At 31.3% G+C, this 26509-nt stretch carries 23 protein-coding genes and 1 tRNA gene; 4 read left to right on the forward strand and 20 right to left on the reverse strand.

What is annotated here, in order from left to right; translation table 11 throughout:
* Positions 1–27 precede the first annotated feature (27 nt).
* From ACTF56_RS05540 to porU, 12 genes are all read right to left on the reverse strand, one after another.
* Entirely contained in the window at positions 28–1089 is a 1062-nt protein-coding gene (locus ACTF56_RS05540; RefSeq protein ID WP_438965913.1) for a mannose-1-phosphate guanylyltransferase, read from the reverse strand.
* A gap of 114 nt (positions 1090–1203) precedes the next feature.
* The gene (locus ACTF56_RS05545; RefSeq protein WP_438965914.1) at positions 1204–1806 is read right to left on the reverse strand and encodes a SprT-like domain-containing protein; all 603 of its coding nucleotides are present in this window, start codon (positions 1804–1806) and stop codon (positions 1204–1206) included.
* Complete coding sequence (locus ACTF56_RS05550; RefSeq protein WP_438965915.1) at positions 1799–2641, reverse strand: BRO-N domain-containing protein; 843 nt, start codon at positions 2639–2641, stop codon at positions 1799–1801. Before ACTF56_RS05550 ends, ACTF56_RS05545 begins: the two co-directional genes overlap by 8 nt.
* 38 nt (positions 2642–2679) lie before the next feature.
* A complete protein-coding gene (locus ACTF56_RS05555) occupies positions 2680–3363 on the reverse strand; it encodes an SDR family NAD(P)-dependent oxidoreductase (RefSeq protein WP_438965916.1) in 684 nt (227 codons plus the stop codon).
* Positions 3353–4339, reverse strand: coding sequence for a M20/M25/M40 family metallo-hydrolase (locus ACTF56_RS05560; protein WP_438965917.1), 987 nt, complete (start codon positions 4337–4339; stop codon positions 3353–3355). The genes ACTF56_RS05555 and ACTF56_RS05560 overlap by 11 nt, the downstream gene beginning before the upstream one ends.
* An 85-nt stretch (positions 4340–4424) precedes the next feature.
* The gene (locus tag ACTF56_RS05565) at positions 4425–4814 is read right to left on the reverse strand and encodes a DoxX family protein (RefSeq protein ID WP_438965918.1); all 390 of its coding nucleotides are present in this window, start codon (positions 4812–4814) and stop codon (positions 4425–4427) included.
* 3 nt (positions 4815–4817) lie between these two features.
* On the reverse strand, positions 4818–5282 hold the full coding sequence (locus ACTF56_RS05570; protein WP_438965919.1) for a YHS domain-containing (seleno)protein: 465 nt from the start codon (positions 5280–5282) through the stop codon (positions 4818–4820).
* A 148-nt stretch (positions 5283–5430) separates the two neighbouring features.
* Entirely contained in the window at positions 5431–7059 is a 1629-nt protein-coding gene (locus ACTF56_RS05575; RefSeq protein ID WP_438965920.1) for a pyruvate dehydrogenase complex dihydrolipoamide acetyltransferase, read from the reverse strand.
* A gap of 3 nt (positions 7060–7062) precedes the next feature.
* Complete coding sequence (pdhA, locus tag ACTF56_RS05580; protein ID WP_438965921.1) at positions 7063–8064, reverse strand: pyruvate dehydrogenase (acetyl-transferring) E1 component subunit alpha; 1002 nt, start codon at positions 8062–8064, stop codon at positions 7063–7065.
* A gap of 131 nt (positions 8065–8195) precedes the next feature.
* Positions 8196–8678, reverse strand: coding sequence for a cytidine deaminase (gene cdd / locus ACTF56_RS05585; RefSeq protein ID WP_438965922.1), 483 nt, complete (start codon positions 8676–8678; stop codon positions 8196–8198).
* A 78-nt stretch (positions 8679–8756) separates the two neighbouring features.
* Positions 8757–9947, reverse strand: coding sequence for a type IX secretion system outer membrane channel protein PorV (porV, locus tag ACTF56_RS05590; protein ID WP_438965939.1), 1191 nt, complete (start codon positions 9945–9947; stop codon positions 8757–8759).
* A 34-nt stretch (positions 9948–9981) separates the two neighbouring features.
* Complete coding sequence (gene porU / locus ACTF56_RS05595) at positions 9982–13884, reverse strand: type IX secretion system sortase PorU (RefSeq protein WP_438965923.1); 3903 nt, start codon at positions 13882–13884, stop codon at positions 9982–9984.
* Between the two features lie 203 nt (positions 13885–14087).
* Here porU and gldJ point away from each other — a divergent pair, with 203 nt between their 5' ends.
* Together gldJ and ACTF56_RS05605 are read left to right on the forward strand one after the other, a co-directional pair.
* Positions 14088–15770 (forward strand): gliding motility lipoprotein GldJ, encoded by a 1683-nt coding sequence (gene gldJ, locus ACTF56_RS05600; protein WP_438965924.1) that lies wholly within the window; start codon positions 14088–14090, stop codon positions 15768–15770.
* A 58-nt stretch (positions 15771–15828) separates the two neighbouring features.
* A complete protein-coding gene (locus tag ACTF56_RS05605) occupies positions 15829–17112 on the forward strand; it encodes a UDP-N-acetylmuramoyl-tripeptide--D-alanyl-D-alanine ligase (RefSeq protein ID WP_438965925.1) in 1284 nt (427 codons plus the stop codon).
* A gap of 46 nt (positions 17113–17158) precedes the next feature.
* Here the strand turns inward: ACTF56_RS05605 and ACTF56_RS05610 are convergent.
* The 8 genes from ACTF56_RS05610 to ACTF56_RS05645 form a co-directional block, all read right to left on the reverse strand.
* Positions 17159–17233 (reverse strand) — tRNA-Val (locus tag ACTF56_RS05610).
* A gap of 85 nt (positions 17234–17318) precedes the next feature.
* The gene (locus tag ACTF56_RS05615) at positions 17319–18533 is read right to left on the reverse strand and encodes a bifunctional folylpolyglutamate synthase/dihydrofolate synthase (protein WP_438965926.1); all 1215 of its coding nucleotides are present in this window, start codon (positions 18531–18533) and stop codon (positions 17319–17321) included.
* Between the two features lie 11 nt (positions 18534–18544).
* Positions 18545–19345, reverse strand: coding sequence for an energy transducer TonB (locus ACTF56_RS05620; protein ID WP_438965927.1), 801 nt, complete (start codon positions 19343–19345; stop codon positions 18545–18547).
* Positions 19346–19478: 133 nt separating this feature from the next.
* The gene (locus ACTF56_RS05625; RefSeq protein ID WP_438965928.1) at positions 19479–19880 is read right to left on the reverse strand and encodes an ExbD/TolR family protein; all 402 of its coding nucleotides are present in this window, start codon (positions 19878–19880) and stop codon (positions 19479–19481) included.
* The gene (locus tag ACTF56_RS05630; protein ID WP_438965929.1) at positions 19880–20584 is read right to left on the reverse strand and encodes a MotA/TolQ/ExbB proton channel family protein; all 705 of its coding nucleotides are present in this window, start codon (positions 20582–20584) and stop codon (positions 19880–19882) included. Before ACTF56_RS05630 ends, ACTF56_RS05625 begins: the two co-directional genes overlap by 1 nt.
* Positions 20585–20631: 47 nt before the next feature.
* Positions 20632–21999, reverse strand: a complete 1368-nt coding sequence (nhaD, locus tag ACTF56_RS05635; RefSeq protein WP_438965930.1) for a sodium:proton antiporter NhaD — start codon at positions 21997–21999, stop codon at positions 20632–20634.
* Between the two features lie 16 nt (positions 22000–22015).
* Positions 22016–23242: a Glu/Leu/Phe/Val dehydrogenase dimerization domain-containing protein gene (locus ACTF56_RS05640; protein ID WP_438965931.1), complete on the reverse strand. Its 1227-nt coding sequence runs from the start codon at positions 23240–23242 to the stop codon at positions 22016–22018.
* A 115-nt stretch (positions 23243–23357) separates the two neighbouring features.
* Positions 23358–24431, reverse strand: coding sequence for an anhydro-N-acetylmuramic acid kinase (locus ACTF56_RS05645; protein ID WP_438965932.1), 1074 nt, complete (start codon positions 24429–24431; stop codon positions 23358–23360).
* A gap of 96 nt (positions 24432–24527) precedes the next feature.
* Between ACTF56_RS05645 and ACTF56_RS05650 the strand changes: the two genes are divergently transcribed.
* Both ACTF56_RS05650 and ACTF56_RS05655 read left to right on the forward strand, forming a co-directional pair.
* Complete coding sequence (locus tag ACTF56_RS05650) at positions 24528–25667, forward strand: acyl-CoA dehydrogenase (protein WP_438965933.1); 1140 nt, start codon at positions 24528–24530, stop codon at positions 25665–25667.
* A gap of 176 nt (positions 25668–25843) precedes the next feature.
* The gene (locus ACTF56_RS05655) at positions 25844–26002 is read left to right on the forward strand and encodes a hypothetical protein (RefSeq protein ID WP_438965934.1); all 159 of its coding nucleotides are present in this window, start codon (positions 25844–25846) and stop codon (positions 26000–26002) included.
* Positions 26003–26509 lie beyond the last annotated feature (507 nt).

Below are 26509 nucleotides of genomic sequence, written 5' to 3' on the forward strand. Positions count from 1 at the left end.
CTTGTTGGATGTTAACCACGTGTCATTTTAATTTTTAACTACTTTTGAAGCAATAATTTTAATATCTTGCTCTTTTGATTTAGGATAAATTAACAAAACATCTTCATTATCAACAATTATGTAGTCTTTTAATCCGTCGATCACAATTACCTTTTTTCCTTTGGATCTTATGATGTTATTTGAAGCATTTTCTAAAACAACTGTTGTATTAACTACTGCATTATTATTTTCATCTTTATGCAATTTTTCATGTAGCGAACCCCATGTTCCTAGATCGTTCCAATCAAAAGTTGCTGGCAAAACATAAACATTTTTTGCTTTTTCCAACACCGCATAATCAATTGAAATATTTTCTGCTTTGGCGTAATTTTCAAGAATAAACTCTTTTTCAGAATTGGTGTTGTATTTTTCTAAACCGCTTAAAAACAACTGATTCATTTGTGGTTGAAACTCAGAGAAAGCGTCAATTATTGCTTTTGCACTCCAAATAAAAATACCTCCATTCCAAAGAAAATTTCCACTAACCAAAAAAGATTTAGCTGTTTCATAATCTGGTTTTTCTCTAAATTGATTGACTTTTTTTATCGGATTTGAATCTGACTTATCAAATTCAATGTAACCAAAACCTGTATTTGGAAATGATGGTTGAATTCCTAATGTCATTAAGGCATTTTCTGAACTGCAAAAATCAAAACATTGTTTTAAATTATCGGTAAAGGCAACTTCATCTTCAATCCAATGATCACTTGGTGCTACAACCATTACAGCATTGGGATTTTGTTTTTGAATTTTTAAAGAAGCATATAAAATACATGGAGCGGTATTTCGCATTGCAGGTTCAAGTAAAACTTGTTCCTGTTTTACCATTGGTAATTGCTCTAAAACTATATTATTATATTTTTCATTGGTTAGGATAAAAATATTCTCAGCAGGAATTAATTTAGCTAATCTAGAAAATGTTTTTTGTATTAATGTGTCTCCAGTTCCTAGCATATCATGAAACTGTTTTGGGAAATCAACTGTACTTACTGGCCAAAAACGTGATCCAACACCACCAGCCATTAAAATTGCGTAATAATTCTTATTCATTGTGATTTTTCTTGTAATTTATGTTTACAAAATTAATCTCTAAATATACAAATTAATATGATATGCTATGAAATGAAATGATGTTTCTTTGATTAACCTTTAACTGAAGACGAACTAACCCGGAATTATTTCAACCTCAGCATTTGCGTTAAACAAATAGGTTTTTCCGCTATTTATTTCCAAACATTCGTATCGTTTTACTCGAAGTCCAATTTTTTTAAAAATTCTACCGTTTTTAATTCGGAAAAGACTCCCATTAGGAACTTCATGAATGAAATACACATCAGGTTTTCTTTCATCAAATTGTTTTAAAGCATAAGCTAATCTTGCATCTGTATCGCTACTTGCTGTTGGATTTCTAAAATGATTGGCTACTAAAGACAAAACCGAATTTGGAAATATTTCTGGTCTGATAAAAGGCACCATTAATCTTTGAAAAGTGTGTTTCCATTCTACTCCATGAGGTTTAATGTTTCTTCCAAATTTTTGAAAAGCTACTAAATGAGCAATTTCATGAATCAATGTTATGAGAAATCTGTATTTATTTAAATTAGCATTAATTGTTATTAAGTGAAAACCTTGTGTGTCTTTTCTATAATCACCATGACGTGTTTGACGCTCATTAACAATTTTTAAATGCACATGATTCATTTTGATAAGCTCAAAACAAGATTCCACTGCGTGAGAAGGCAAATATTTTTCTAAAACGTTACTCAATTTTGTCGCTAGGTTTATTTGAATGAATTAGTGATTTAGAATTTAAATTAGTAACTACTTTTTTTCCCGTTTTTGATTCTAATTCTTTAAGCGCAACATGTGCAACATTTCCTCCTTGTTCGGCTACTTTTGCATTATCTTGAAATGTTTCAGGATTTGTTGCTTTTGAGATATCTTTTGTTGATGCTTCAGCTAACATGTTTAAAACCAACTCCATATTTGTCATATTATCTCTAAGATTCTCTTTTTTTAAATCTTTCAAAATTTTATACTCTTTGGTTGTTTTTCCTGACCAAGCTTTTGAAATAATATCTGTTAAAACCGCAAATTCTTGACCTTCTTTTACACTTCTTTTTTTCCATTCATCAGTAAGTTCTTTTCGTATTTCAATACTTTTTAAACGTTGATTTATCCAATTTTCAGAATATCCCATTTGTAAATATTGCTCTAAAGCTCTATCTATAGTGATTTCAGGATCTTGTAATTCGTCTAACCTTTCTTTTGCAATTTGTGCTAACCAAAGTTTAAATGGCTCAGCTTTTGGCGAAGGAATGGATTGAATTAATCGAAAAATTTGTTCCGTATCAGCAACATCAGTCATTCTCATCTTTCCATCAGGAGCTTGCATTTTCAACTGTCCGATTTTATCGGACACTTCACTTCCTTCTTTAGTAAGTTTTGATTTTAAATCACTCCAATACTTTCTTGGTCGCTCACTTTCTGTTAATACTTCAATTACATCAATTATGGAAACAAACCATTTTTCTTGTTCAGAATCCCATACAGTTCTAACTTTTTTGTCTTCAAATAATTGAATGGCGTTTACTTTTTTCATGTTATTTAGTTTTATTGAAGTTACAATTTTCAAAAAAATTATGGTGTGGTTGAGGAAACTTGCAATACTTTTCCGTTGTAATATTTATTTCCTGTTAATGCAAAATCGTGAATGTAATTTGCCATTTCTAAGGCTGAAAGTGGTGCTTCATATCCTGGAAAAGCTTCTTGCAACATTTCTGTATTTACTGAACCTAAGGCTAAAACATTAAAACTTACTCCTTGTTCTTTATATTCTTCAGCTAATAATTCTGATAAGGTAATCACTGCTCCTTTGCTTGAACTATATGCAGCTAAACCTGCAAATTTCATACTTCCTTGAATTCCTCCCATCGAACTAATGGTTATAACATGACTTCCTTTTTGAAGATACGGAATACAAATTCGCGTTAAACTAGCTACTGCAAAAACGTTTACTTTGTATATATTTTCAAATTCACTTGAAGTAATTTGTTCGAATGGTTTGTGTAATAAAGCACCAGCATTATGAATTAAAACATCTACTTTTTTGAATGTATCCTTTATAAAATTTTCTACTTCATCAATTGCTGAATCTAAACCTAAATCCACTGATAAGCAAGTTATGTTTTTATGTTCAATAAATGCTTTTGGCGTTTTTCTTGATAAAGCTAAAACGTTGTGCCCTTCATTAGCAAATTGCAAAGCCAATTCATAACCAATTCCTCTTGAAGTTCCAGTGATTATTATATTTTTATTTTGCATTGATCGTAATTTCTTTGGTTGGTTTGTTCATCATAATTTCTAAAATAGGGATCATGCTATTAATAACATTTGTCATATGTTTGGTATCCATTAATTCAAATTCATCATCTGGTTTGTGATAAAAATCGAAGTTTTCAAAATCAAATGTTGAAACCGTTTGAGCAGGAACTTCAAATTCTGTAAAGAATGGATAATTATCGGAAGCTCTAAACAACTGGTATTTAGTCTCAGCTGGAATATATCCAATTACTTTTTCACCATTGTATTCATTCATTTTTGAAGCCATATTTGTTTTTCCAAAACCTGTAATGTATAATAGGAAATCTTTGTCTTTCATTGGCACACCTATCATTTCAAAATTGAACATGAAATATAAATCTAAATTTTTAGCTTTTAATCTTTTGGCTAAATGTTTAGAACCTAACAATCCTTTTTCTTCCGCTGAAAAGAATACAAAAATTAGACTTCTTTTATTGGTTTTGTTTTTGGCAAAATATTTCATCACTTCCGAAGTTGCCGTTGAACCAGAAGCATTATCATTAGCTCCATTGGCAATTTCATCACCATTTACAGCAGCAATTTTTCCAATATGATCATAATGAGAACCTATTATAACATATTCTTTTTTAAGTTTTGGATCATTTCCTTCTATAAATCCAACAATATTATAAGCTGGTTTATCAAAATTAGAAAGTGTATCTCTGTAGGTTTTGAAATAAGGTTTGATGTTGTTTTCTTTCATCATATTTTCAAGAAAAACACTGGCTTTTTCAATTCCTTTGCTTCCAGAATCTCTTCCTTCGTTTTCGTCTGAAGCTAAGAATTTCAAAGTTTTGGCAACATTTTCTTCTTTAGCAAAATCTGTTTTAGCAAGTGAAGAATTAGTTTCTGTAGCAACTTGATTTGTTGTAGGAAGTAATTTTGGAGAACCACAAGCAATTACTAATAATGAAGCTAAAAAATATATTTTTTTCATGTTGTATAAGTTTTAGTAAAAATAAAAAAATCCCGACAAAATCGGGACTTTAATTGTATTGTTTATTGTTAAATCTATCAACAATTTATATTTTAAATTTTAAAAGAGCTGGAATTTTTTCTTTATTAATGAAAATTAAAATCGCACAACAAATAAAAGTAATGATTGCTAATGTAAACAAAGTTCCTCCATCGTTATTGACTTCAATTCCTAATTTAGTTACATGAGATAAAATAGCTCCAGTCATTGTACCTAAACCCAGAATTGCTCCTAATAAGGTTGTTCTAGGAATTAAAATTAAAATTGATGCAATCAACTCAACTATTCCTGAACCAATTCTTCCATAAGGTTCAATGCCTAAAGTTGTGAATATATAAACACTTTCTGGGGCTGCTGTAAATTTAAAGAATAAGGTTTGCAAAAGAATTACAACTGCAACAAGTTTAATAATCCAGATTAAAATTGACTTTTTCATGATTTATTTGATATAATTTTTCCAATTTAAATCTGCTTTTTTCTTTAAATTAACTTCGTCTTTATTCCAACTTTTTAAAGTATTATTAAAAAAAGCATTGTAAAACAAATATAATTTACCATCTAAAATTTTAAATGTTTCTGGATTAATTTCAACTTTCTCTCCAGAATTCCCCATTGCATAAGCACACCAACCTCCATATTGAGGTTCGAATGAAGCTGGACTTTTCTTAAAAGCATCTTTATTGGTTTGTGAAGAGAAATAATAAATCACACCTTGATAACTAACAGCTAAATCTTTATTCCCTTTTACCGCTTTGTTTTGCTTAAAATAGGAAACTACATCATAGCCTTGAACTGCAACTTTATTTTTTTCTAAATTAAATTGTTCTGCTCTTTTTGCTTCAGTCTGTGCAAAACTCGAAATAGAAACAAAAGCTATTAAAAGCATTATTAATTGATTTTTCATTACTTTAGATTTTAGTTTAAATTATTAAGCAAATTTAGGAAAGTACTAAAAATCAAAATGTTAGTTAGATTACTAAAATGACTAAAATATTTGAAACAAAAAAGTCCCGATAAAATCGAGACTTTTTTTTATAATTGTAAATAGAAAATTAAGCTAACATCGTAACTGGATTTTCCATAAATGCTTTGAATGTTTGTAAGAACTGTGCTCCTGTTGCACCATCAACTGTTCTGTGGTCACAAGCAAGAGTTACTGTCATAGTGTTTCCAACAACAATTTGTCCGTTTTTAACTACTGGTTTTTCAACAATAGCTCCAACAGATAAAATTGCTGAGTTTGGTTGGTTAATTATAGAAGTAAAAGATTGAATTCCAAACATTCCTAAGTTAGAAATTGTAAAGGTACTTCCTTCCATTTCATTAGGTTGGATTTTCTTAGCTTTAGATCTTCCAGCCATATCTCTTACGTTTGCACCAATTTGCGTTAAGCTCATTTGGTCTGTAAATTTCAATACTGGAACTACTAATCCGTCTTCAACTGCTACAGCAACACCAATATTTACATGGTGATTGATAATCATTGCATCTTCTCTCCATTGAGAATTTACTTGAGGATGTTTTTTCAATGCCATTGCAGATGCTTTGATAACCATATCATTAAATGATACTTTAGTTTCTGGCAATCCATTAATCATATTTCTTGAAGCAATAGCATTATCCATATCTAACTCAATAGTTAAATAATAATGAGGAGCCGTAAATTTAGACTCTGCTAAACGTTTAGCTATTACTTTTCGCATTTGCGAATTTTTGATTTCTTCTTGGTACACTTCTCCAGCTGGCACAAATGGTTTTACATCATTTGAAGTTGCAGCTGCTTGAGCAACTGGTTCTGCAGTTTTAGTAGAAGGTTTAAAGTTTTCTACATCAGACTTAACGATTCTTCCGTTTTCACCAGAACCATTAACTTGACTTAAATCAATTCCTTTATCCTTTGCGATTTGTTTTGCTAAAGGAGACGCAAAAATTCTTCCACCATTTGAAGATGTTGAAGTTGTTTGCGTTGTTGATTCTTCCTTTTTTGATTCAGTCGCTTTTTCTTCTTTAGCCTCAGGTTTATCATCTTGAGATTCAGATGCATTTGAATAGTTATCAGCAATTCCAGAAACATCGGTTCCTGCAGGTCCAATGATTGCTAAAACACTATCAACAGGTGCAGTTTCTCCTTCTTGAATTCCAATGTATAATAAAGTTCCTTCGTTAAAAGATTCAAATTCCATGGTAGCTTTGTCGGTTTCGATTTCAGCTAAAATATCTCCTTCACTTACCTTATCACCTACTTTTTTCAACCAAGTTGCAACAGTACCTGTAGTCATTGTATCACTTAAACGTGGCATTGTTACTACTTTAACTCCTTTTGGAAGTTCAGTTGTTTTTGATTCAGATGTTGATTTTTCTTGTTTTTTATCTTCTGAAGCTGAACTATCTTCCTTTTTATCATTTGAAGTACCACCAGCAATAAGTTGAGAAATATCTTCCCCTTCTTTACCGATAATAGCTAATAATGAATCTACTGTTGCTGTTTCACCTTCTTGAATTCCGATATGTAATAAAGTTCCTTCATTGAAAGACTCAAATTCCATTGTAGCTTTATCCGTTTCGATTTCAGCTAAAATATCACCTTCATTAATTTTATCCCCAACTTTTTTCAACCAAGTTGCTACAGTTCCTTCTGTCATTGTATCGCTTAAGCGAGGCATTGTTACTACTGTTGCCATGTTTTATAATTTATGAGGTATGAATGGATAATTTTCTTGTTCGTACACTACATCGTATAATTGTTGAATTTCAGGAAAATCTGATTCTTCAGCAAACGTTGCACATTCTTCTACTAAATCCTTAACTCTAGCATCGATTGTCTCAATTTCAGTTTCTGTAGCGTAGTTATTTTCTTTTATGACATCCAAAATTTGTGTGATTGGATCAATTTTTTTGTATTCTTCAACTTCGTCTTTTGTTCTGTATAATTGTGCATCAGACATGGAGTGACCTCTATATCTGTATGTTTTCATTTCTAGAAAAGTTGGTCCGTCACCACGACGTGCTCTTTCCATTGCTTCATGCATTGCTTCGGCTACTTTGACAGGATTCATTCCGTCTACTGGTCCACAAGGCATTTCGTAACCTAAACCAAGCTTCCAAATATCCGTATGATTTGCTGTTCTTTCTACAGAAGTTCCCATTGCATATCCATTGTTTTCACAGATGAATACTACTGGTAATTTCCAAGTCATTGCCATATTAAAAGCTTCATGAAGTGAACCTTGACGTGCGGCACCATCACCAAAATAAGTTAAAGTAACACCGCCTGTTTCAAAATATTTATCCGCAAATGCCATTCCAGCTCCAACTGGGATTTGAGCTCCAACAATACCATGTCCTCCATAAAAACCATGTTCTTTAGAGAAAATATGCATTGAACCACCCATTCCTTTAGAAGTACCTGTTACTTTTCCAAGCAATTCAGCCATAACTCTTTTTGGATCAACACCCATTCCGATTGGCTGAACGTGATTACGATAAGCTGTAATCATTTTATCTTTTCCACCTAATTCCATTACATGTAATGCTCCAGCTAAAACAGCTTCTTGACCATTATATAAATGTAAAAATCCTCTAACTTTTTGTTGGATATAAAGTGCAGCTAATTTGTCTTCGAATTTTCTCCAAAACTGCATTTCTTCGTACCATTTTAGGTACACTTCTTTTGTAATTGGCTTCATTTTTTGCTATTATTTGATGAAATTAACTTCATAATTAGCAAAAATACTATTTCCTTGCTTATTGAAAAAATTAAATTTCATGATTTTTTGTTTTTTTATTGATAATTCATCAAAAACAATTAACGAAAACGTTATAGGTAGTTTTTATCAAACATAAAGGGTAGTAAATTCTTTAAAGATTCTGATTTATAGACTTCTCCTTTGGCTCCCATAAAATAAATTTCAATAGGTTTTTCTTGTTTGAATTCATATTCTGCAATCGATTGTCTGCAAGCTCCACAGGGTGGAATTGGAATATCAGAATCTCTATCATTTGGGGAAGCTGTTATGCAAATTTTTAAAACCTTAGCGTTTGGAAATTGAGAACCTGCATAAAATATTGCCACGCGTTCTGCACACAATCCAGAAGGATAGGCTGCGTTTTCTTGATTTGTTCCTAAAACAACTTCTCCATTATCCAATTCTAAAGCTGCTCCAACAGAAAATTTTGAATAAGGAGCATAAGCTGTTTTTCTTACCTCAATGGCTTGCTCCATCAACAACTTAGTTGCAGCATCTAATTCGTTGACAGTATCATAAACTTTAAAAGCTGTATTTATATTTAATTCTCTCATTTATATTTATTTAGAAGGGAAAAAAAATCCAAATTCTAAATTAAGAATTTGGATTATATATTTTTTTATGACTTAATATTAATATTCGTAATATTCTTCACCAAAGTTAAATGTCAGTGAAAAACGCAACGTATTTTCTAAAGGGTTTTTCACTCTTGAAGCTGAGAACAAGTATGAAATATCAATTTTAACAACATTATATTTAAAACCTGCTCCTAATGTTAAAAATTTTCTAGCTCCTTTATCTAAACTTTCATTAAAATAACCCAATCTCAATGCAAATGAATCTTGGTACCAATATTCAGTTCCTAATGACCAAGTAAATTCTTTAAGTTCTTCAGAAAATCCATCTGGAGCATCATTAAAAGACTTGAACATTCCAGAAACCCAATTGGTTTTTCTATAATCAGCATAATTTTTTGCATTAATAAAATCAACATCATCATCATCAATACTTCCGTCTTCATTATAATCAACATCTGCGGTTGTAAAAACTCTTGGAGGAGTTGGCACTAATAGTTTAGTAACCTCAGCACCAACAGAAACTTTATTGTAATCGTCAAAAATAAAATCGAAACCTGCTCCAAGTCTTAAATTTGAAGGGAGAAAATTATTGTTTAACGCATCGTTATCATAACTGATTTTTGGCCCCATATTTTGAAAGTTGAACCCTGCTCTCCAACGACCATTAAAATCATCGTAAGCAATTTCTTCTGATTGATAAAAACCAGCTACATCAAAAGCAAAAGTAGAAGCTGCTGACGCATCGTTATTTTCATCTGGAATTTTTAAACTTGAGCTGATAAATCGTCCTCCTACAGCCATAGAAAATCTTTCATCTAATTTTAAGGAATAAGATAAATCAATCGCTAATTCATTAGGCGTTACTGTTCGTCCAATGTCTTCAAAAGAACGTCTAAGTTCAATATCACCAAGACTAAAATACCTTAAACTTCCTGCAAAAGCACTTTTCTCATTTAATCTGTTGTAATACGTCACCTGACCTAAAGAAATATCGTTAGCGATATCTGTTAGATATGGAGTATAACTTGCAGAAAACCCTTGACCGCTTAATGCAAAGGCATATTTTGCAGGATTGTATTGTTGGGAATAAGCGTCTGTTGAAGTTGCAACACCCATATCACCAAGTCCAGCCCCTCTAGCATCTCCAGAAATTAAAAGAAATGGAACAGCTGTTGTTATTACTCTCTCTTGTGCTTGTGCAATCAATGTACTTAAAAACACAATTAGTAATCCGATTTTTTTCATCATAATCAATTTAATTTACAAATATATAACTTTATTAAAGTAATACAAGTTTCTCGTATTTTTCTACTTTTTTATTGTCTACAGTAGACTGAACGGTTAGTTTATAAACATAAACTCCTTTTCCGATTTTATCACCAAAATCATCTCTACCGTCCCATTTAATTGTTCTACTTAAAAAACCCTCAGTTTCAACAGATTGATTTATAGTTTTAACTATTTTACCGGTCACCGTAAGTATTTGAACTTGAACGTTTAAAAGTTCATTTGGACGGTTGTGATTAAACCAAAACTCTGTATAACTCACAAACGGGTTTGGGTAATTAAGAACATTTTCCAACTTAATATTTTCGTCACCAACTACAATAAATTGAATTTCTGCAGTAACTAAATTATTGTAAACATCCCATGCTTTAAAAGTAATAGTATGCAATCCAGGACTCAAATTTCTGAAAGGAAACTTTATCAATCCTTTTTGATAATTATCATTTTCAGTTTCATAATAATCATTTAAAATGTAAGGCTCCAATTCATTTCCATCTAAAATTGCAATCATATCATGACCAATTCCACTGGCCGTATTCATTCCGTTTTGATCTTCTAAATAGGCCAAAAAGAATGGGGATTCATTGGTAATACCACCATATACGAAATTAGTGTCATTCATGTATAATTTTACGGTTGGCGGAATATTATCTTCAGGAGCATTCAAATTTATGCCTCCAATATTCACAGAAAAATCATAACCTGTTTGATCTTGTAAATTAGGCTGATTTGCCTTAGCATAAAAACTTACTTTACCTGTTCCAATTGGAATTTTTATATCTCTTGGAACAACAAAACCAAACTCAAATTTACCATTAACTACTGAGGCATTACCTCTAAAAATAGTTTCACCAAGTGTTTTAAATGGCATTTGAATAAGCGTATTTGCAGGATAAAAATTTCCAGCATAAGTACTTCCTCCTGGATTTTGACCAGTTAAACCATCATTACCAAGCGTTACTCTATTGATTTCTTTATCAAAAATTTGGACCGCTAAATCTCCGTTATAATTGGATAATAAATTGCCATTATTGTCCGTAATTTCACCCGCTAATGTAGCATAACTTAATGCATTTAAAACTTCTGTATTTTGCAAAACAGGCACATTGTTAATCTTAGTTAAAACTACTTTTGGCTTCGGAATTGCCAACATTAATGCTGGATCACCAATACAAGAAACAACTCTTCTGTTTGGATTAGTATTTAAAATTTTTGCTCTTCTAAGAGCTTCACCAATGGTTAGTTGAACGTTATTTTGAGGCTGATATAAAAAAGAATTAAAAACATTATTCATGCTCAAAGCTACTGGAATAAAAATAGGCCTTGTGGTTGATATTAGAGCAATTGCACCACCATTTTTATTCCAATATGTATACTCACCTCCCGTTTCTTTGAAAGGATTATCAAACCTTGTGAAATCACAGGTCATAGTAACAAGTAATGGTAAATTAAATTTATTGTTAAGATTAATCGCTGAGTTAATTTCAAACAAACGTTCACTAGCAAAACCATTTTCACCACCATGACCGTAATAATTCAATACTAAGGCTCCTTTTTCGAAAGCATCAATAAAATCAGAAGCTGCTTTTGGATATCTGTCACCACCAGCCGAAACTTCCTGAATGTATGCATCGGTATGAATTTTTTGAACATTAATAAATGGATTTGCATCGTTCAAATCATCTATTAAATTGTTTAAGTCAAATTGAAGCCCAACATCGGTATAATTTTGAGCATCATCGGTTAAAATTGCATAATTATTTCTCCATCTTCCGTATGATTCTACATCATAATATCCAATTACTTTTTCCACCATTTCATCAGCTTGCATAGTATTGTTTACTAACATTCTACCAACAGCCACATCTAGCCCATCAAAAGCACCTACCATATTTCCTTCATTATCATCCAATAAAGCAAAAAAATCATCAGCCATAAAAGTGTTAATCAATGAGAAATTAGTGAAATTATTGACAGGACTTTGATTAGGATTTAATCCATGAAAAACAGGAACAACATTGGTGTTATTTGGAATTCTATTTTTATAATCGAAAGAAGCATCTCCAAATAAATTTACAAATTTCACTCTTTTAGAGTCTGTTGAGGCATTGTGATAAATGTATTTGATGAAATTTCTTATTGCTGCAATATCTTGTCTACCAGAACCAAACTCTAAGTAAATTTTTTCTAATGTTACGACTTTTACATTATAAGAAAAATAATTTCTGTGAAACTGCGCTAGTTTTTCAGCTTGATTCAATAAAAATTTTGGAGTAATAATTAGATAGTCAATGTCTTGAAAAGCACCCTGATTATTTAGAAAAATAGTTCCTTTCAAATTCTGATTAACCACCTTTGAATTAGTTACTCTTGAAGGTGTGAACGTATCATTTAAATCCACAGCTACATATTTTCTTTCTGTACCTAAATTAACTTTAAAGTTAAAGGTGGACTGACTGTCATTCAAATAACTTGAAACGTTGTAAATATCAGTAACATCCCAAACTCTTGAAATATTTGAGGCAGATGTAATGCTATATTGTCCAACGCCAATGTTATTTTGTTGTGCTTCGTTTTTAAACAAAAATTGCTTATTGTAACCTACTAAATTTCTTTTTGAACGAATGGCAATATAATCAAGATATCCTTTAGAGGAAGGCACTCCATTTTTATCGTAATCTAAACTTACTTTAATGGCAGAACCCGCTACATTTATATCTTGATTTACAATGTTTTCTACACCAGAAACATATTGAACAGCACTGAGTGATAAAAAATTAACATTAGACAAATTTTGGTTGTTAACTTTTACTTTAAAAAAAGCATTTCCTTGCGAAGCAGAAACCAAGTTGATATAAACATTAACTGGAAAAGAAGTATTTAAATTAGGAATATCAAAATCAAAATCCATAGTTGTTTCAATATTGAATTCTTCACCAACCCATTTTCTACCTAATTTACCCAAATTAAACAAATCTTTTTCATAAAAAGTATAGTCATCAAATAAAGTAAAAGTAGTAGAAGGATTACTTGTTGGCTGCGTTGCCTGTTGAATTCTTTTTCCATTTCCAAAAGAGGAAGTCACAAAATAATACGCTTTTTCTTCAAACAAATTAACATGTGTTTGACTTTCGCTGTTCCAAACATCTACACCTTCTGCATAAAACAAAATGTAATCTTGGTTATCAAAACGACCGTCTTCTTCACCAACAAACTCGATGGCATTTTCTTCTAAATCAGATGGATGTGGAATACTGTTCAACAAAGGAATCATTCTTCCACCATTGCCATATATTTTAATTGTTCTTGGATCGGTATTAGTATTGAATCCAATACTTTCTAAAAAACTTTTTGACAATCTGTAAACACCACTTTTCTCTATAGAAAAACGATAAAAATCACCACTTGTTAAAACACTGTTTACAATATTTTGAGTTGAATAATTTGAAGAAATCTTATTGGAATTGTTAATTTTATTTATTTCAATAGAAATCACTCTTTTAATTACACCTTTGTCAAAAAAAATAGGATTGAAAGAAAGAGAAACAAGACGCTGATTTCTAGCTAGAGTTGACGATGAACTAAAATTAATACCAGTTTCTAAACCTTGTTTTTTAAGATCAAATAATGCAGATTCAGAAATTGTTTCTGTTTGAAAATTAACCAATTCTAAGTCATTAAAATTTACATCTAAATACACTTTTTTGAAATAAATTTTACTAGCAACTCCATCAAATTCAAAATGATCTTTATCAAAACCAGGAACTTTAATTTGAATATTATCAATACTAAAAAAGGTTTCTTTCCAATCCAATTGTATAGTCTCTTTGGATTGAGAAAAAATTAATTGTACAATACACAAAAGTAAAATTAATATAATATGCTTCTTTTTCATCTTTACGAAAACGGAAATCGTTTTAAATTATTACAAAGAGATACTATTTTTTTTATCTAAACAAAAAAATTATAATAAAAATAAATTTTGTTCGTTATGAAATTGTAGCGATGTGAAAATTGTTTTAAAAAAAATCGAATAATTGTTGCAAATTACAAGTTAATTACTAAATTGCAACGCAAAATTTATTACCTACTTAAAGTATGAAAAGTATCAAAATCAAGGCATTACACGTATTTTTAGCTGTTGCTTTTATTGCCAGCTTTACGAGTTGTAGCAAAAAAGGTAGTTCAAAAGGGGCTTCTTCGGCTACTGGATGGAAAGTCAATGACAAAAAAGGTGGATTTCAGTATAATTCTAAATTCAAGCAACAAGAGACACCACCAGGAATGGTTCCGGTTGAAGGAGGAACATTTACTATGGGTAAAGTTCAAGACGATGTTATGCACGATTGGAACAATGCACCTAATCAACAACACGTTCAATCTTTCTTTATGGATGAAACAGAAGTAACAAACTTCATGTATACTGAATATTTATATTGGGTTAAAACCGTTTTTCCTCCAACAGAAGAAAGCTACCAAAATATTTATAATGGTGTAGTTCCTGATACATTAGTTTGGAGAGATAGATTAGGATACAACGAAACTATGACTCTCAACTACTTAAGACATCCTGCATATTCAAATTACCCAGTTGTTGGTGTTACTTGGATTCAGGCAGTTGAATTTAGTAAATGGAGAACTAATCGTGTAAATGAAAACATTCTTGAAAGAGAAGGTTATCTTAAAAAAGATGCTAAAATCAATGAAGTTTCTGCTGAAGCATCTTTTGATACCGAAACATACTTAGCAGCTCCAACGAAAACTTATGGTGGAAACGAAGATATAGTTTTAAAAGGTAAAAGAGGCAAAACACCACCAGCATCAGCTAGTGGTAAAGAACCAACTAATGTATACGCTCAAAGAAGTTCTGGTATTATTTTACCAGAATATAGACTACCAACAGAAGCGGAATGGGAATATGCAGCAATTGCTTTAGTAGGAAATAGAGAATATAATTTATACAAAGGGCAGAAAAAATACCCTTGGAATGGTCAATATACTAGAAGTGGTAAAAGACAAAAAAGAGGTGATCAATTAGCTAACTTTAAACAAGGTAAAGGAGATTACGGCGGAATTGCTGGTTGGTCTGATGATGGTGCTGATATTACACAATATGTTAAATCTTATGCTCCAAATGATTTTGGGTTGTATGATATGGCAGGAAATGTTGCTGAATGGGTTGCCGATGTTTACAGACCTATGGTTGATGACGAAGCAAACGATTTTAACTATTATAGAGGTAATGTTTACTTAAAAAATAAAATAGGTGAAGATGGTACTGTTGAAATAGTTACTACTGAAGGAATTGCCTACGACACAGTAAGTAACGGCAAAATATACGCTCGTAATTTACCTGGACAAATTGCTCAAATACCAGTTGATGAAAATGAAACTTACTTAAGAACACAATTCTCAACATCTGACAACAGAAATTACAGAGATGGTGATAGACAATCTTCTAGATATTTCAATTTTGGAAATACTGATGAGGAAACCGCAGCAGAATCAGATAAAAATAGAATGTACGACTCTCCTAAACATTCTGTATCTAAAGATAGCTTGGGTAATTTATTAAAACAATACGACAAAAAAGAAAGAAAATCTTTAGTTGACGATAATGTAAGAGTATACAAAGGTGGTTCATGGAGAGATAGAGCTTATTGGTTAGATCCAGCTTCAAGAAGATATTTCCCACAAGATATGGCTACTGATTATATAGGATTTAGATGTGCAATGTCTAAAGTTGGTCCAAAGTCAAACAAGAAAAAAGCAAGAAATTAATTTCTTACACACTTAAAAAAAGCCCTTTTAAAAAGGGCTTTTTTTATATCTTTACTTTATGGAATTAAAAACTATTTATTCTAAATTTTTAGAATGCGAATCTGTTTCAACAGATACAAGAAAAATAACAAATAGCACCTTTTTTGTAGCTTTAAAAGGAGAAAACTTTGATGCTAATACGTTTGCAGAGAAAGCACTTTATAATGGTGCAAAATATGTTGTTATTGATAATAAAGCGTTTTATATTGATGAACGAACTCTTTTAGTAGAAAACAGTTTAAACACACTACAACAACTAGCAAACCATCACAGAAAGCAATTAAAAACTACAATCATTAGTTTAACTGGGAGTAATGGAAAAACTACAACTAAAGAATTAATAAATTCCGTTTTATCAAAAAAATACAAAACTATAGCCACAATAGGTAATTTAAACAATCATATTGGTGTTCCACTAACTTTATTGCGACTGACTAAAGATACTGAAATCGGAATCATAGAAATGGGTGCAAATCATAAAAAAGAAATTGAATTTTTATGTTCGATTGCTGCACCTGATTTTGGGTATGTTACTAATTTTGGAAAAGCTCACTTAGAAGGCTTTGGAGGTATAGAGGGAGTTATAAAAGGTAAAAGCGAAATGTATAATTATTTGAACGAAAATAGTAAAATGGCGTTTGTGAATTTAGATGACCCAATACAAATTGAAAAAACTCACAATACGAATAAATATACTTTTTCTCAAGTTAGCACCAATGCAAATGTTTATATTTCATCTGTTGAAGCAAATCCAATGGTAAAAATAGTATATAATGAGATCAAAATTCAATCTCATTTAATTGGCATATATAATGCTAACAACATAAATGCAGCTATTGCCATTGGAACCTATTTTAAAATTGAGGATACAGAAATTAAAAAAGCGATAGAAAATTATATTCCAGAAAACAATCGTTCTCAAATGATTCAAAAAAACGAGAATAACATTATATTAGATGCTTACAACGCAAACCCTAGCAGCATGACTGTTGCATTAGAAAACTTTTTTCAGCTGTCAGAAGCTCCGAAAATAGCGATTTTAGGCGATATGTTTGAACTTGGAGATGAAAGTCATAAAGAACATCAAAAAATTGTTGAATTATTACTTACTCAACCAGAAATAAAAGTGTTTTTAATTGGAAAACATTTTTATAGTTGCAAACAAAAAATTAAAGAAATTGAATTTTTTGAGACGTTTGAAGATTTTTCTACTACATTACAGTCTGCAAATTTTAACAACAACCTAATTCTAATTAAGGGATCTAGAGGAATGGCTTTAGAAAGGAGTTTGGAATATATTTAAAAACTATAAAATAAAAAAGCAACTCAATTGAGTTGCTTTTTTATTGTGGGCGATGAGGGGTTCGAACCCCCGACCCCCTCGGTGTAAACGAGGTGCTCTGAACCAGCTGAGCTAATCGCCCTATTTTATTTCGCCATACTTGTTCCGTATTGCGAGTGCAAATATACACTACTTTTTTTAAGTTGCAAACTTTTTTGTAAAAAAAATTAAATTATTTCTGCAACAACAAAAGTACTTCCTCCTACGTATACAAAATCATTATTAGAAGCTGTATTTAATACTATATTGTAAGCCTCTGAAACAGAATTATATATTTCGCCAGAAAGGTTGAATTTAGATGCTTTTTCTTTCAAAATTGCAGCATCTAATCCTCGAAAAATATTTGGTTTGCAAAAATAAAAAAATGCGTTTTTTGGAAATAATGGTAAAATAGTATCTAAATCTTTATCATTCACAACCCCTAAGACAATATGAAGTTTTTCAAAATTTTGTTTTTTTATCTGGTTAAAAACAATTTTTAGTCCATGAGCATTGTGTGCTGTATCACAAATAACAGTCGGTTGTTCATGTATTTGCTGCCATCTACCCAATAGTCCTGTGTTTTTAACTACGTTTAATAATCCTAACTTGACATGTAGTTCGGAAATATTAAATTTTGTTTGAATCAATTCTATAGTTTGTAATACAGTTTTTTTATTTTGAATTTGATAATCTCCTAGCAAGCCACATGGCAAATCGTCAAAATGATTATCTTGTGCGAAATAAATTGGAGCTTTATTATTTTGGGCAATTTCTACAAATACTTTTTGAGTTTCATTAAGATATTCCCCTACAACAACGGGAGTGTTCTTTTTAATAATTCCAGCTTTTTCTATAGCGATTAAGCCAATTGTGTCGCCTAAAAACTGAGTGTGATCTAAACCTATATTTGTAATAACTGAAACAATAGGATTGATTATATTAGTTGCATCTAATCTTCCTCCCATTCCAACTTCAATAACAGCAATATCTACTTCTTTATCAGCAAAATATTTAAAAGCTAAGCCTACTGTCATTTCAAAGAAACTCAATTGATTTTCTTCAAAAAAAGACTTGTAATTACTAACAAATTCTACTACATAATCTTTTGTAATTTCTTCACCATTAATCTTTATTCTTTCTCTGAAATCTTTTAAATGAGGTGAAGTATACAAACCAACTTTATAACCAGCCTCCTGAAGAATTGAAGCCAACATTGAAGAAGTAGAGCCTTTTCCATTGGTTCCTGCTACATGAACAGATTGAAAGTTTTTTTCTGGATTATTTAAACGATTTGACAAATGTAAAATATTAGACAAATCATTTTTATAAGCAGCAGCTCCTTGCAGTTGAAACATTGGCAATTGATTAAAAAGCCATTCGGTAGTTTCTTTATAATTCATTAGTGATACGATTATTCTCCTAAACTGAACTTCACTTCTATAAATCCAATTTGTTTATCGGAAGCATCTGGCGCGGCACTCCATTTGAAGGTCTTAGCTGTTTCAAAGGCCGCTTTTTTTAGGCAACTGCTTGCTGAGGTTGAACCTGATGCAGAATATTCTGTTCCTATCACTTGACCATTTCTATTGACTGTGATTTTTACAACAATTGTGCCTTCTTCATTACATTCTTGTAAAACTTTACTGTTTCCTTTAACGCTTCGTCCTTTGAGACCTGCTTTTATTCCGTTTCCGACTCCAGTTCCAGAACCATCGCCCCAGTAAGAATTACCGTAAATAGTCCCGTTTATTTGCCCTTGATTCCCATCTCCACCGCCTTGTCCTTCTCCAGACGAAGGTGTTTTGCCTTTACCTTTTATCATATTGGAAGCAGCAGTGTTTAGTTTTGGAGTTTCAGCTTTTACAGGTTCGGTAACGGGTTTTGTTGTTTTGGTGTCTTTTGGAGGAGTTTTAGTAACTTTTTTAATTTTTTCTGGTGCCACTACAGGAGAATCATCGTCTTGAGTTTGAAGATTATCTTTTGAAACTTCTGGTTCACTTGGTGTTGGCTGACCAGCGGTTTGTTGTGCTTCTGCCGGTTCAACATCACCTTTTCCTACATCACTTGTACCGAAGTTAACGGCAATTCCGTTTTCTGGTGGTGGATCCATGTAGGTTAGTCCAAAAAAAACGCACAACAACAAAATGATTACAAAAATACCTGATGTAATGGCGAATGATTTTCTTTCTTCTGGTGTTTCTATCAAGTTCATAGGAGTTGTTTTTTGTTTTTAAAACTATATTTCAATTGTAACGAAATGCCCTAGCCCAGATAGTAGTGAAAATCCTTTTTTTTTAAAAAAGATTGTAACGAATAGCTGGAAATAGCTCCTGAAAAATCAAAAACTATTTGGGGTTTACGGCTAAAACTGTTTTAATTTGATTGCGATTGGCAATATCCATTACAAAAATGATATTATCGTATTCTACTGTTTTTTCGGCTCTTAGAACTATTGCTCTAGCTTTGTCGTTTCCAGTAGGAAGAATGGCTAAAAGTTGTTCTTCTAACTGATCCTTTGCCACTGGATTTTTATCAATAAAAAATTCGGAATCTTTATTTATGTTAACGGTAGTGTTTTTGTTACTATCCGTTTTTCCTTTTGCTTTTGGAAGCACTAAATCTAATGCGTTAGTGGTTACCATTGTTGATGTTAGCATAAAGAAGATCAATAGCAAAAAAACAATATCGGTCATGGAAGACATATTGAATTCGGTAGAGACTTTATTTCTTGTTTTACCTAACTTCATTATACTGGTTCGTTTAATAAGTCAAGGAAATCTACTGCGTTTGCTTCCATTTGATTGACCACTTTATTTGTTTTAACCACCAAGTGATTGTATCCGATATAAGCTATAATACCTACAATAAGTCCAACTACGGTTGTTGTCATTGCAGTATAAATTCCTTCAGCTAATGCTCCTACTTCAATTTGTCCGCCACCACTAGCCATTTTATGAAAGGCAAGAATCATACCCACAACAGTTCCTAAGAAACCAATCATTGGACCAGCACCAGAGATTGTTGCCAACATTGAAGTATTTTTTTCTAATTTATATAATTCTAAAGCACCTGCATTTTCAATTGCTGTGTTTATATCTTCAAGAGGTTTTCCGATACGTGAAACCCCTTTTTCGATAAGTCTTGCTACAGGAGAATCAGTTTGAGCACAAATCATTTTGGCGTTATCAATTTTTCCAGACATGATATTCATTTTGATGTTGTTCATGAAACTAGAATCGATTTTACTGGCTTTATTGATGGCCATTAATCTCTCAAAATAAAGAAATAATGCAAAAAACAATAAAATAAAAAGCACTAAAATGATGGCTTGACCACCAATACCACCACTGGTTAATAATTCCCAAATTGAAAGTGTTTTTACAACTGGTTCACCATCTAATAATGTTTGATTTGTAATAGCTAAACTGTCTGCTTGAAGAAATATACTCATAAAAATATTATATGTATTAAAAACGTAAATGTACTATAAAAATTGTATTAAGCTGCATTTAATAAAAAGTCTCTCAATAAAACAAAGACTGCAAAACCTGATAAAAATCCGATTAAAGCCAACCAACCTATTTTTTTAAGATACCAAACAAAATCAATTTTTTCCATACCCATAGCCACAACACCAGCTGCAGAACCAATAATTAACATACTACCACCTGTACCGGCAGAATAAGCAATGAAATGCCAAGCTGGTTCATCAATTGGTATAGAAAACATTCCGATACTTGCTGCAACTAAGGGAACATTATCGATAACAGCTGAACCTGCTCCTAACAAAAGAACTACTAAATCGGAAATATGTGTCGAAGCATGTTCTGTCCCTAAAAAGGGAACTGATTCTTCTAAAACACCTGCAAAATTAAATAACATTCCTAATGACTCTAAAGCAGCAACAGACATTAAAATTCCTAAAAAGAATAAAATACTAGGCATTTCAATTTTAGAAAGCGATTTGTGTATTGGACTGTGGTGAGAACCATCGTTATCAGTAGTATTTGAACTAGAAAGACTGAATTTTGATTTACTAAAATATTCTGCAAAAACTCCAATAATAGCTAATGAAAGCATCATACCGACATAAGGTGGCAAGTGCGTGAAGGTTTTAAAAATTGGTACAAATAAAATTCCACCCAAACCTAAATAAAACATAGTTGCACTAAATTTAGACTTTGGCTTTTCATTATCTTCTATTTCAATATCTAATGAACCTTTAAAAATGGATAATCTGGAAGCAATAAAAGTAGGAACAGCATAACAAAATATAGAAGGCAACAAAACATGCTCAATTAAACTATTTGCTGTAACTTTATTTGCAATCCATAGCATAGTCGTTGTAACATCACCAATTGGAGACCAAGCACCACCAGCATTTGCGGCAATAACTATTAATCCTGCATACCAGAGACGGACTTCTTTTTCTTTAACTATTTTCTGTAAAATGGTTATTAATACAATTGTTGCAGTTAAATTGTCAATAATAGCAGACAATATGAATGCTAAAGTGGTAAATAACCATAAAAGTCTTGCTTTCTTTTTAGTTTTTACATAAGATTTGATTGTTGAAAAACCATCGAAATAATCAATAATTTCCACAATTGTCATTGCACCTAATAAAAAAACCAATATTTCTGCAGTTTTTCCTAAATGATGTAGTAAAATACCCTCTAAATGTTCTGGTTTTAGTGATTTTGAAACAGTATCAATTTCAAATACATCTAAATGAGAAACTGCAATTATTGCCCATAAGATAGACATCATTGCTAATGCAGGAATTAACTTGTCAATTTTTAAATTATGTTCTAATGCAATAGCTAAATATCCTAGAACAAATATTATTATTATAATTGCTTCCATTTGTTTGTTTTAAATTTTAAACTAATTGTTTTAATGCAATTTCAAAAGCTGTTGCACTAATATTTTTATTATCAGAATTCAAATTATAAGCTTTTTGAATAGCATTTTGTATGATTGAAGATGTGTCAGAAAAAATAGCTTCGTCAGTCATTTGAACTTTTTTCTCCATGAAATATGCAAAAACTCTTGCCATTCCGCAATTTGAAATAAAATCAGGAATTAGACTCACTTTTTCATCTGTTTCTTCCATAATTGGTCCAAAGAAAATTTCTTTATCGGCAAAAGGAACATTGGCACCACATGATATTACTTCTAAACCGGAAGCAATCATTTCGTCAATTTGAGATTTTTGAACTAATCTTGATGCTGCACAAGGAGCGAAAATATGCGCTTCAATATTCCATATTCTTTTGTTTATTTCATCAAATGGAATTATGTTTTCAGCCACTAATTTATTTCCATCTTTATTTAAAAATAAATTTCTAATTTCTTCGAAAGAAAATCCTTCTTCATTAATTAATCCACCATCTCTGTCAATTATACCAACCACTTTAGCTCCCATTTCTGCTAAATAAAAAGCGGCTGCCGAACCTACATTTCCAAATCCTTGAACAATGGCTTTTTTACCTTTAACATTTCCACCATAAATATTATAATAATGACGCACTGCTTCTGCCACACCATAACCTGTAATCATATCTGCAACAGTGTATTTACGAGAAACATCTGGAGAAAAATTAGGGTTTTCAATAACTTTAATTACACCTTGACGTAATTGTCCTATTCTATTTATTTTATCAGCTTCCGTTGGTTTGAAATGACCGTTAAAAACTCCTTCTTGAGGATGCCAAACACCACATTCTTCAGTCATTGGAATCACTTCGTGAATCTCATCCACATTTAAATCACCACCTGTTCCATAATAATTTTTAAGTAGTGGTGAAACCGCTTTATACCATCTTTCTAAAACCGCTTTTTTTCTTGGATCACTTGGGTCAAAGTTTATTCCTGATTTAGCTCCACCTATTGCTGGTCCAGAAACAGAGAATTTAACTTCCATTGTTTTGGCTAAAGAAAGCACTTCATTCATATCTAATCCTTTTCTCATTCGAGTTCCACCACCTGCAGCACCTCCTCTTAGAGAGTTTATAACCGTCCATCCTTCGGCTTCAGTTTCAGGATCTTTCCAATTGAAAACTATTTCTGGTTCTTTATTTTCAAATTTTTGTAATAAATCTTTCATTAATTCTTTAAAATTGTATTCAACAAATATACATATTCTCTATGATTACATAAAGTAATAGTAAAGTTTTAGTAATTTAATAACATTTAGGAAAGGATATCTAATTTACAAACAGTTATTTATGATTTGATGTGAAAATAATCCCACTACTATGATCCTTTGAGGCTCCAGTTACAGAAGCTAAAACATTGATTTCATTTCGCAATTTAAGCACTCCTAAAAAAGCAAAAATTAACGCTTCTTTAAATTCAATTGTTTTTTGATCTGGAATAACAATTTCATTGTTAGGTAAATAAAATTTAATTCTGTTTATTAAAAATTCGTTATAAACTCCTCCACCAGTGATGAATATAGAGGAATTTTCTTTCTTGATGTTTCTGCTAATTTGATAAGCAATATGTTCAACAAATGTATTCATAATATCACTAAAGTCAATTTGAAATTTTTCAATCATTGGAAAAACAACATCTTTTACAAACTCAATTCCCAAAGATTTTGGATAAGGTAATTTGTAAAACTCAATTTCATTTAATTTAGAAAATAATTCTAAATTTAAATTTCCAGATTTAGCAATATTACCTTTGTCATCAAAAGAAAGATTAAAAGTATTAGCATAAAAATTCAAAACGGTGTTAACTGGAGAAATATCGAAAGCAATTCTTTTATCATTTTCATCAAACGAAATATTAGAAAATCCTCCTAAATTTAAACAATAATCAAATTTTGAGAACAACATTTTATCTCCTATTGGAACAAGCGGTGCTCCTTGTCCACCAAGTAAAACATCCTGAACTCTAAAATCACAAACCACCTTCTGTTTAATCAATTGAGCTAAAACGGATAAATTGCCAATTTGCAAAGTATAACCTAAATCAGGTTTATGCAAAATGGTATGTCCGTGATTACATACAGCATCAATATTTTTAATTTTGTATTCTGAAATAAAATTATTGATAATTTGAGATAAAAGCAACGTATACTCTTCATTCAGCTGGTTTAACTCAGAACTTGAAAAATTGACAGCATTTTTGAGAATAATTAACCATTTTTCGTCATAAGAAACTGTTCTAGTTTCTAAGATTTCAAAAGTCCAATTTGCCTTTTTAGAAAATTTTACATGTGCTAAATCAACTCCATCTAGTGAAGTTCCTGACATTATTCCGATAACGTTGTAGTTCTGCTTAAACATGGGTTAAAATTACAAATTGTTATTGAAAAATTGCTAATAAATAAGTACATTTGACAACTTATTTTATCATAAATTCAAAACATTATATTTAAGAATATGGATTTCAAATTAAACGAAGAGCAATTAATGATTCAGCAAGCTGCGAGAGATTTTGCTCAAACAGAATTATTACCTGGTGTTATTGAGAGAGATGAACATTCTATCTTCCCAACCGATCAAGTAAAAAAAATGGGGGAACTAGGCTTTATGGGAATGATGGTAGATCCTAAATACGGTGGGGCTGGATTAGACAGTTTATCTTATGTTTTAGCAATGGAAGAAATTGCAAAAATTGATGCATCTGCTGCAGTAATTATGTCTGTGAATAATTCATTGGTTTGTGCAGGATTGGAAAAATATGGGTCAGAAGAACAAAAGAACAAATACTTAACTCCATTAGCAAAAGGGGAAAAAATTGGAGCTTTTTGTTTATCAGAACCAGAGGCTGGATCAGATGCCACATCTCAAAAGACAACAGCTCTTGATAAAGGTGACTATTATTTAGTCAATGGAACAAAAAACTGGATTACAAATGGTGGAACAGCTTCAACTTATCTAGTTATTGCTCAGACAGATGCTTCAAAAGGACACAAAGGAATAAATGTACTTATAATTGAAAAAGGAATGCCCGGATTTGAAATAGGTCCAAAGGAAAAGAAAATGGGTATCCGAGGTTCTGACACTCATACTTTATTGTTTAATGATGTAAAAGTACCAAAAGAAAATAGAATAGGTGAAGACGGATTTGGTTTTGCCTTTGCAATGTCAACATTAAATGGAGGAAGAATTGGTATTGCATCCCAAGCACTTGGAATAGCACAAGGAGCTTACGAATTAGCTTTAAAATACTCCAAAGAACGTGTGGCTTTTGGTAAACCAATTTTTAATCACCAAGCTATTGCATTCAAATTAGCCGACATGCATGTGAAAATAACATGTGCAAGATTATTAATTCACAAAGCAGCTACAGAGAAAGATAATGGTGAAGACATAGCACATTCAGGTGCAATGGCCAAATTATATGCTTCAGAAATTGCCTTAGAAGTTGCTAATGAGGCAGTTCAAATTCACGGCGGAAATGGATATGTAAGCGAATATCATGTAGAAAGAATGATGCGCGACTCTAAAATTACTCAGATATACGAAGGAACTTCTGAAATACAAAGAATTGTGATCTCAAGAGGTTTGACCAACTAATATGAATAATACAAACTAAAAAGAGTTCAGTTTTTATTAATTAAATTGAACTCTTTTTTTATGACTTTTAAATAACAAATCCTTTTTGATAACTGGGAAGTAAATCTTAAACCTTTAACAAATACATAGGAAGTAAACATCCATTGGATTATAAAAATTTGTACCAATTATTAATAATGGAAATTCTTTCCGCTCAAGATTCTGATAATAATATTAATAATAACTCCATTAAATTCTTCGAAAAATATCCTAATATTGAAAGTCTTTCTAATGCAACTTTTGATGCAATAAAAAACTATTTAACAACAATTATCAATTATAAAAATAAGTCTTAATGGATATTTGAAACTGCAAATTTCATAAAAGAAGATGAAAAATTCAAAATTCTTAAAAGAAATTAGTAAAATTTAAAGGTATTGGTAGAAAGTCTACTAATGTAATCTTAGGAGAAAACAGTAAAAAACACCTTAGGTATAATTGTTGATTTACAACTCATTAGGATTTTACCAAGAATAAGTTTATCACCTGTAATTAAAGATGGTAACATAATTGAAAAGTTATTGATGCAACAATTATCCTACGTAATTTGGAAAGATATTGGTATGGCTTTTTCCTTTTTAGGAAGAAAAATATGTAGACATACCATTCCTAAATGTCATATTTGTCATATAAAATTCGAACTGTAAATCTTTCAATAGATTTTAATTTACGATCCAATTCAGAGAGTTGGATTTTTTATGCGTGTTACACTAGGCCAGGCTATCCACACATATGCATTTATTGTCTTTTTTAATGCAATTATACGTAAAAGAGCTTAAAGAATTGCTCCAAACACAGTCTAT

It is taken from the genome of Flavobacterium sp. (genome assembly GCF_965657075.1).
Taxonomy (GTDB): domain Bacteria; phylum Bacteroidota; class Bacteroidia; order Flavobacteriales; family Flavobacteriaceae; genus Flavobacterium.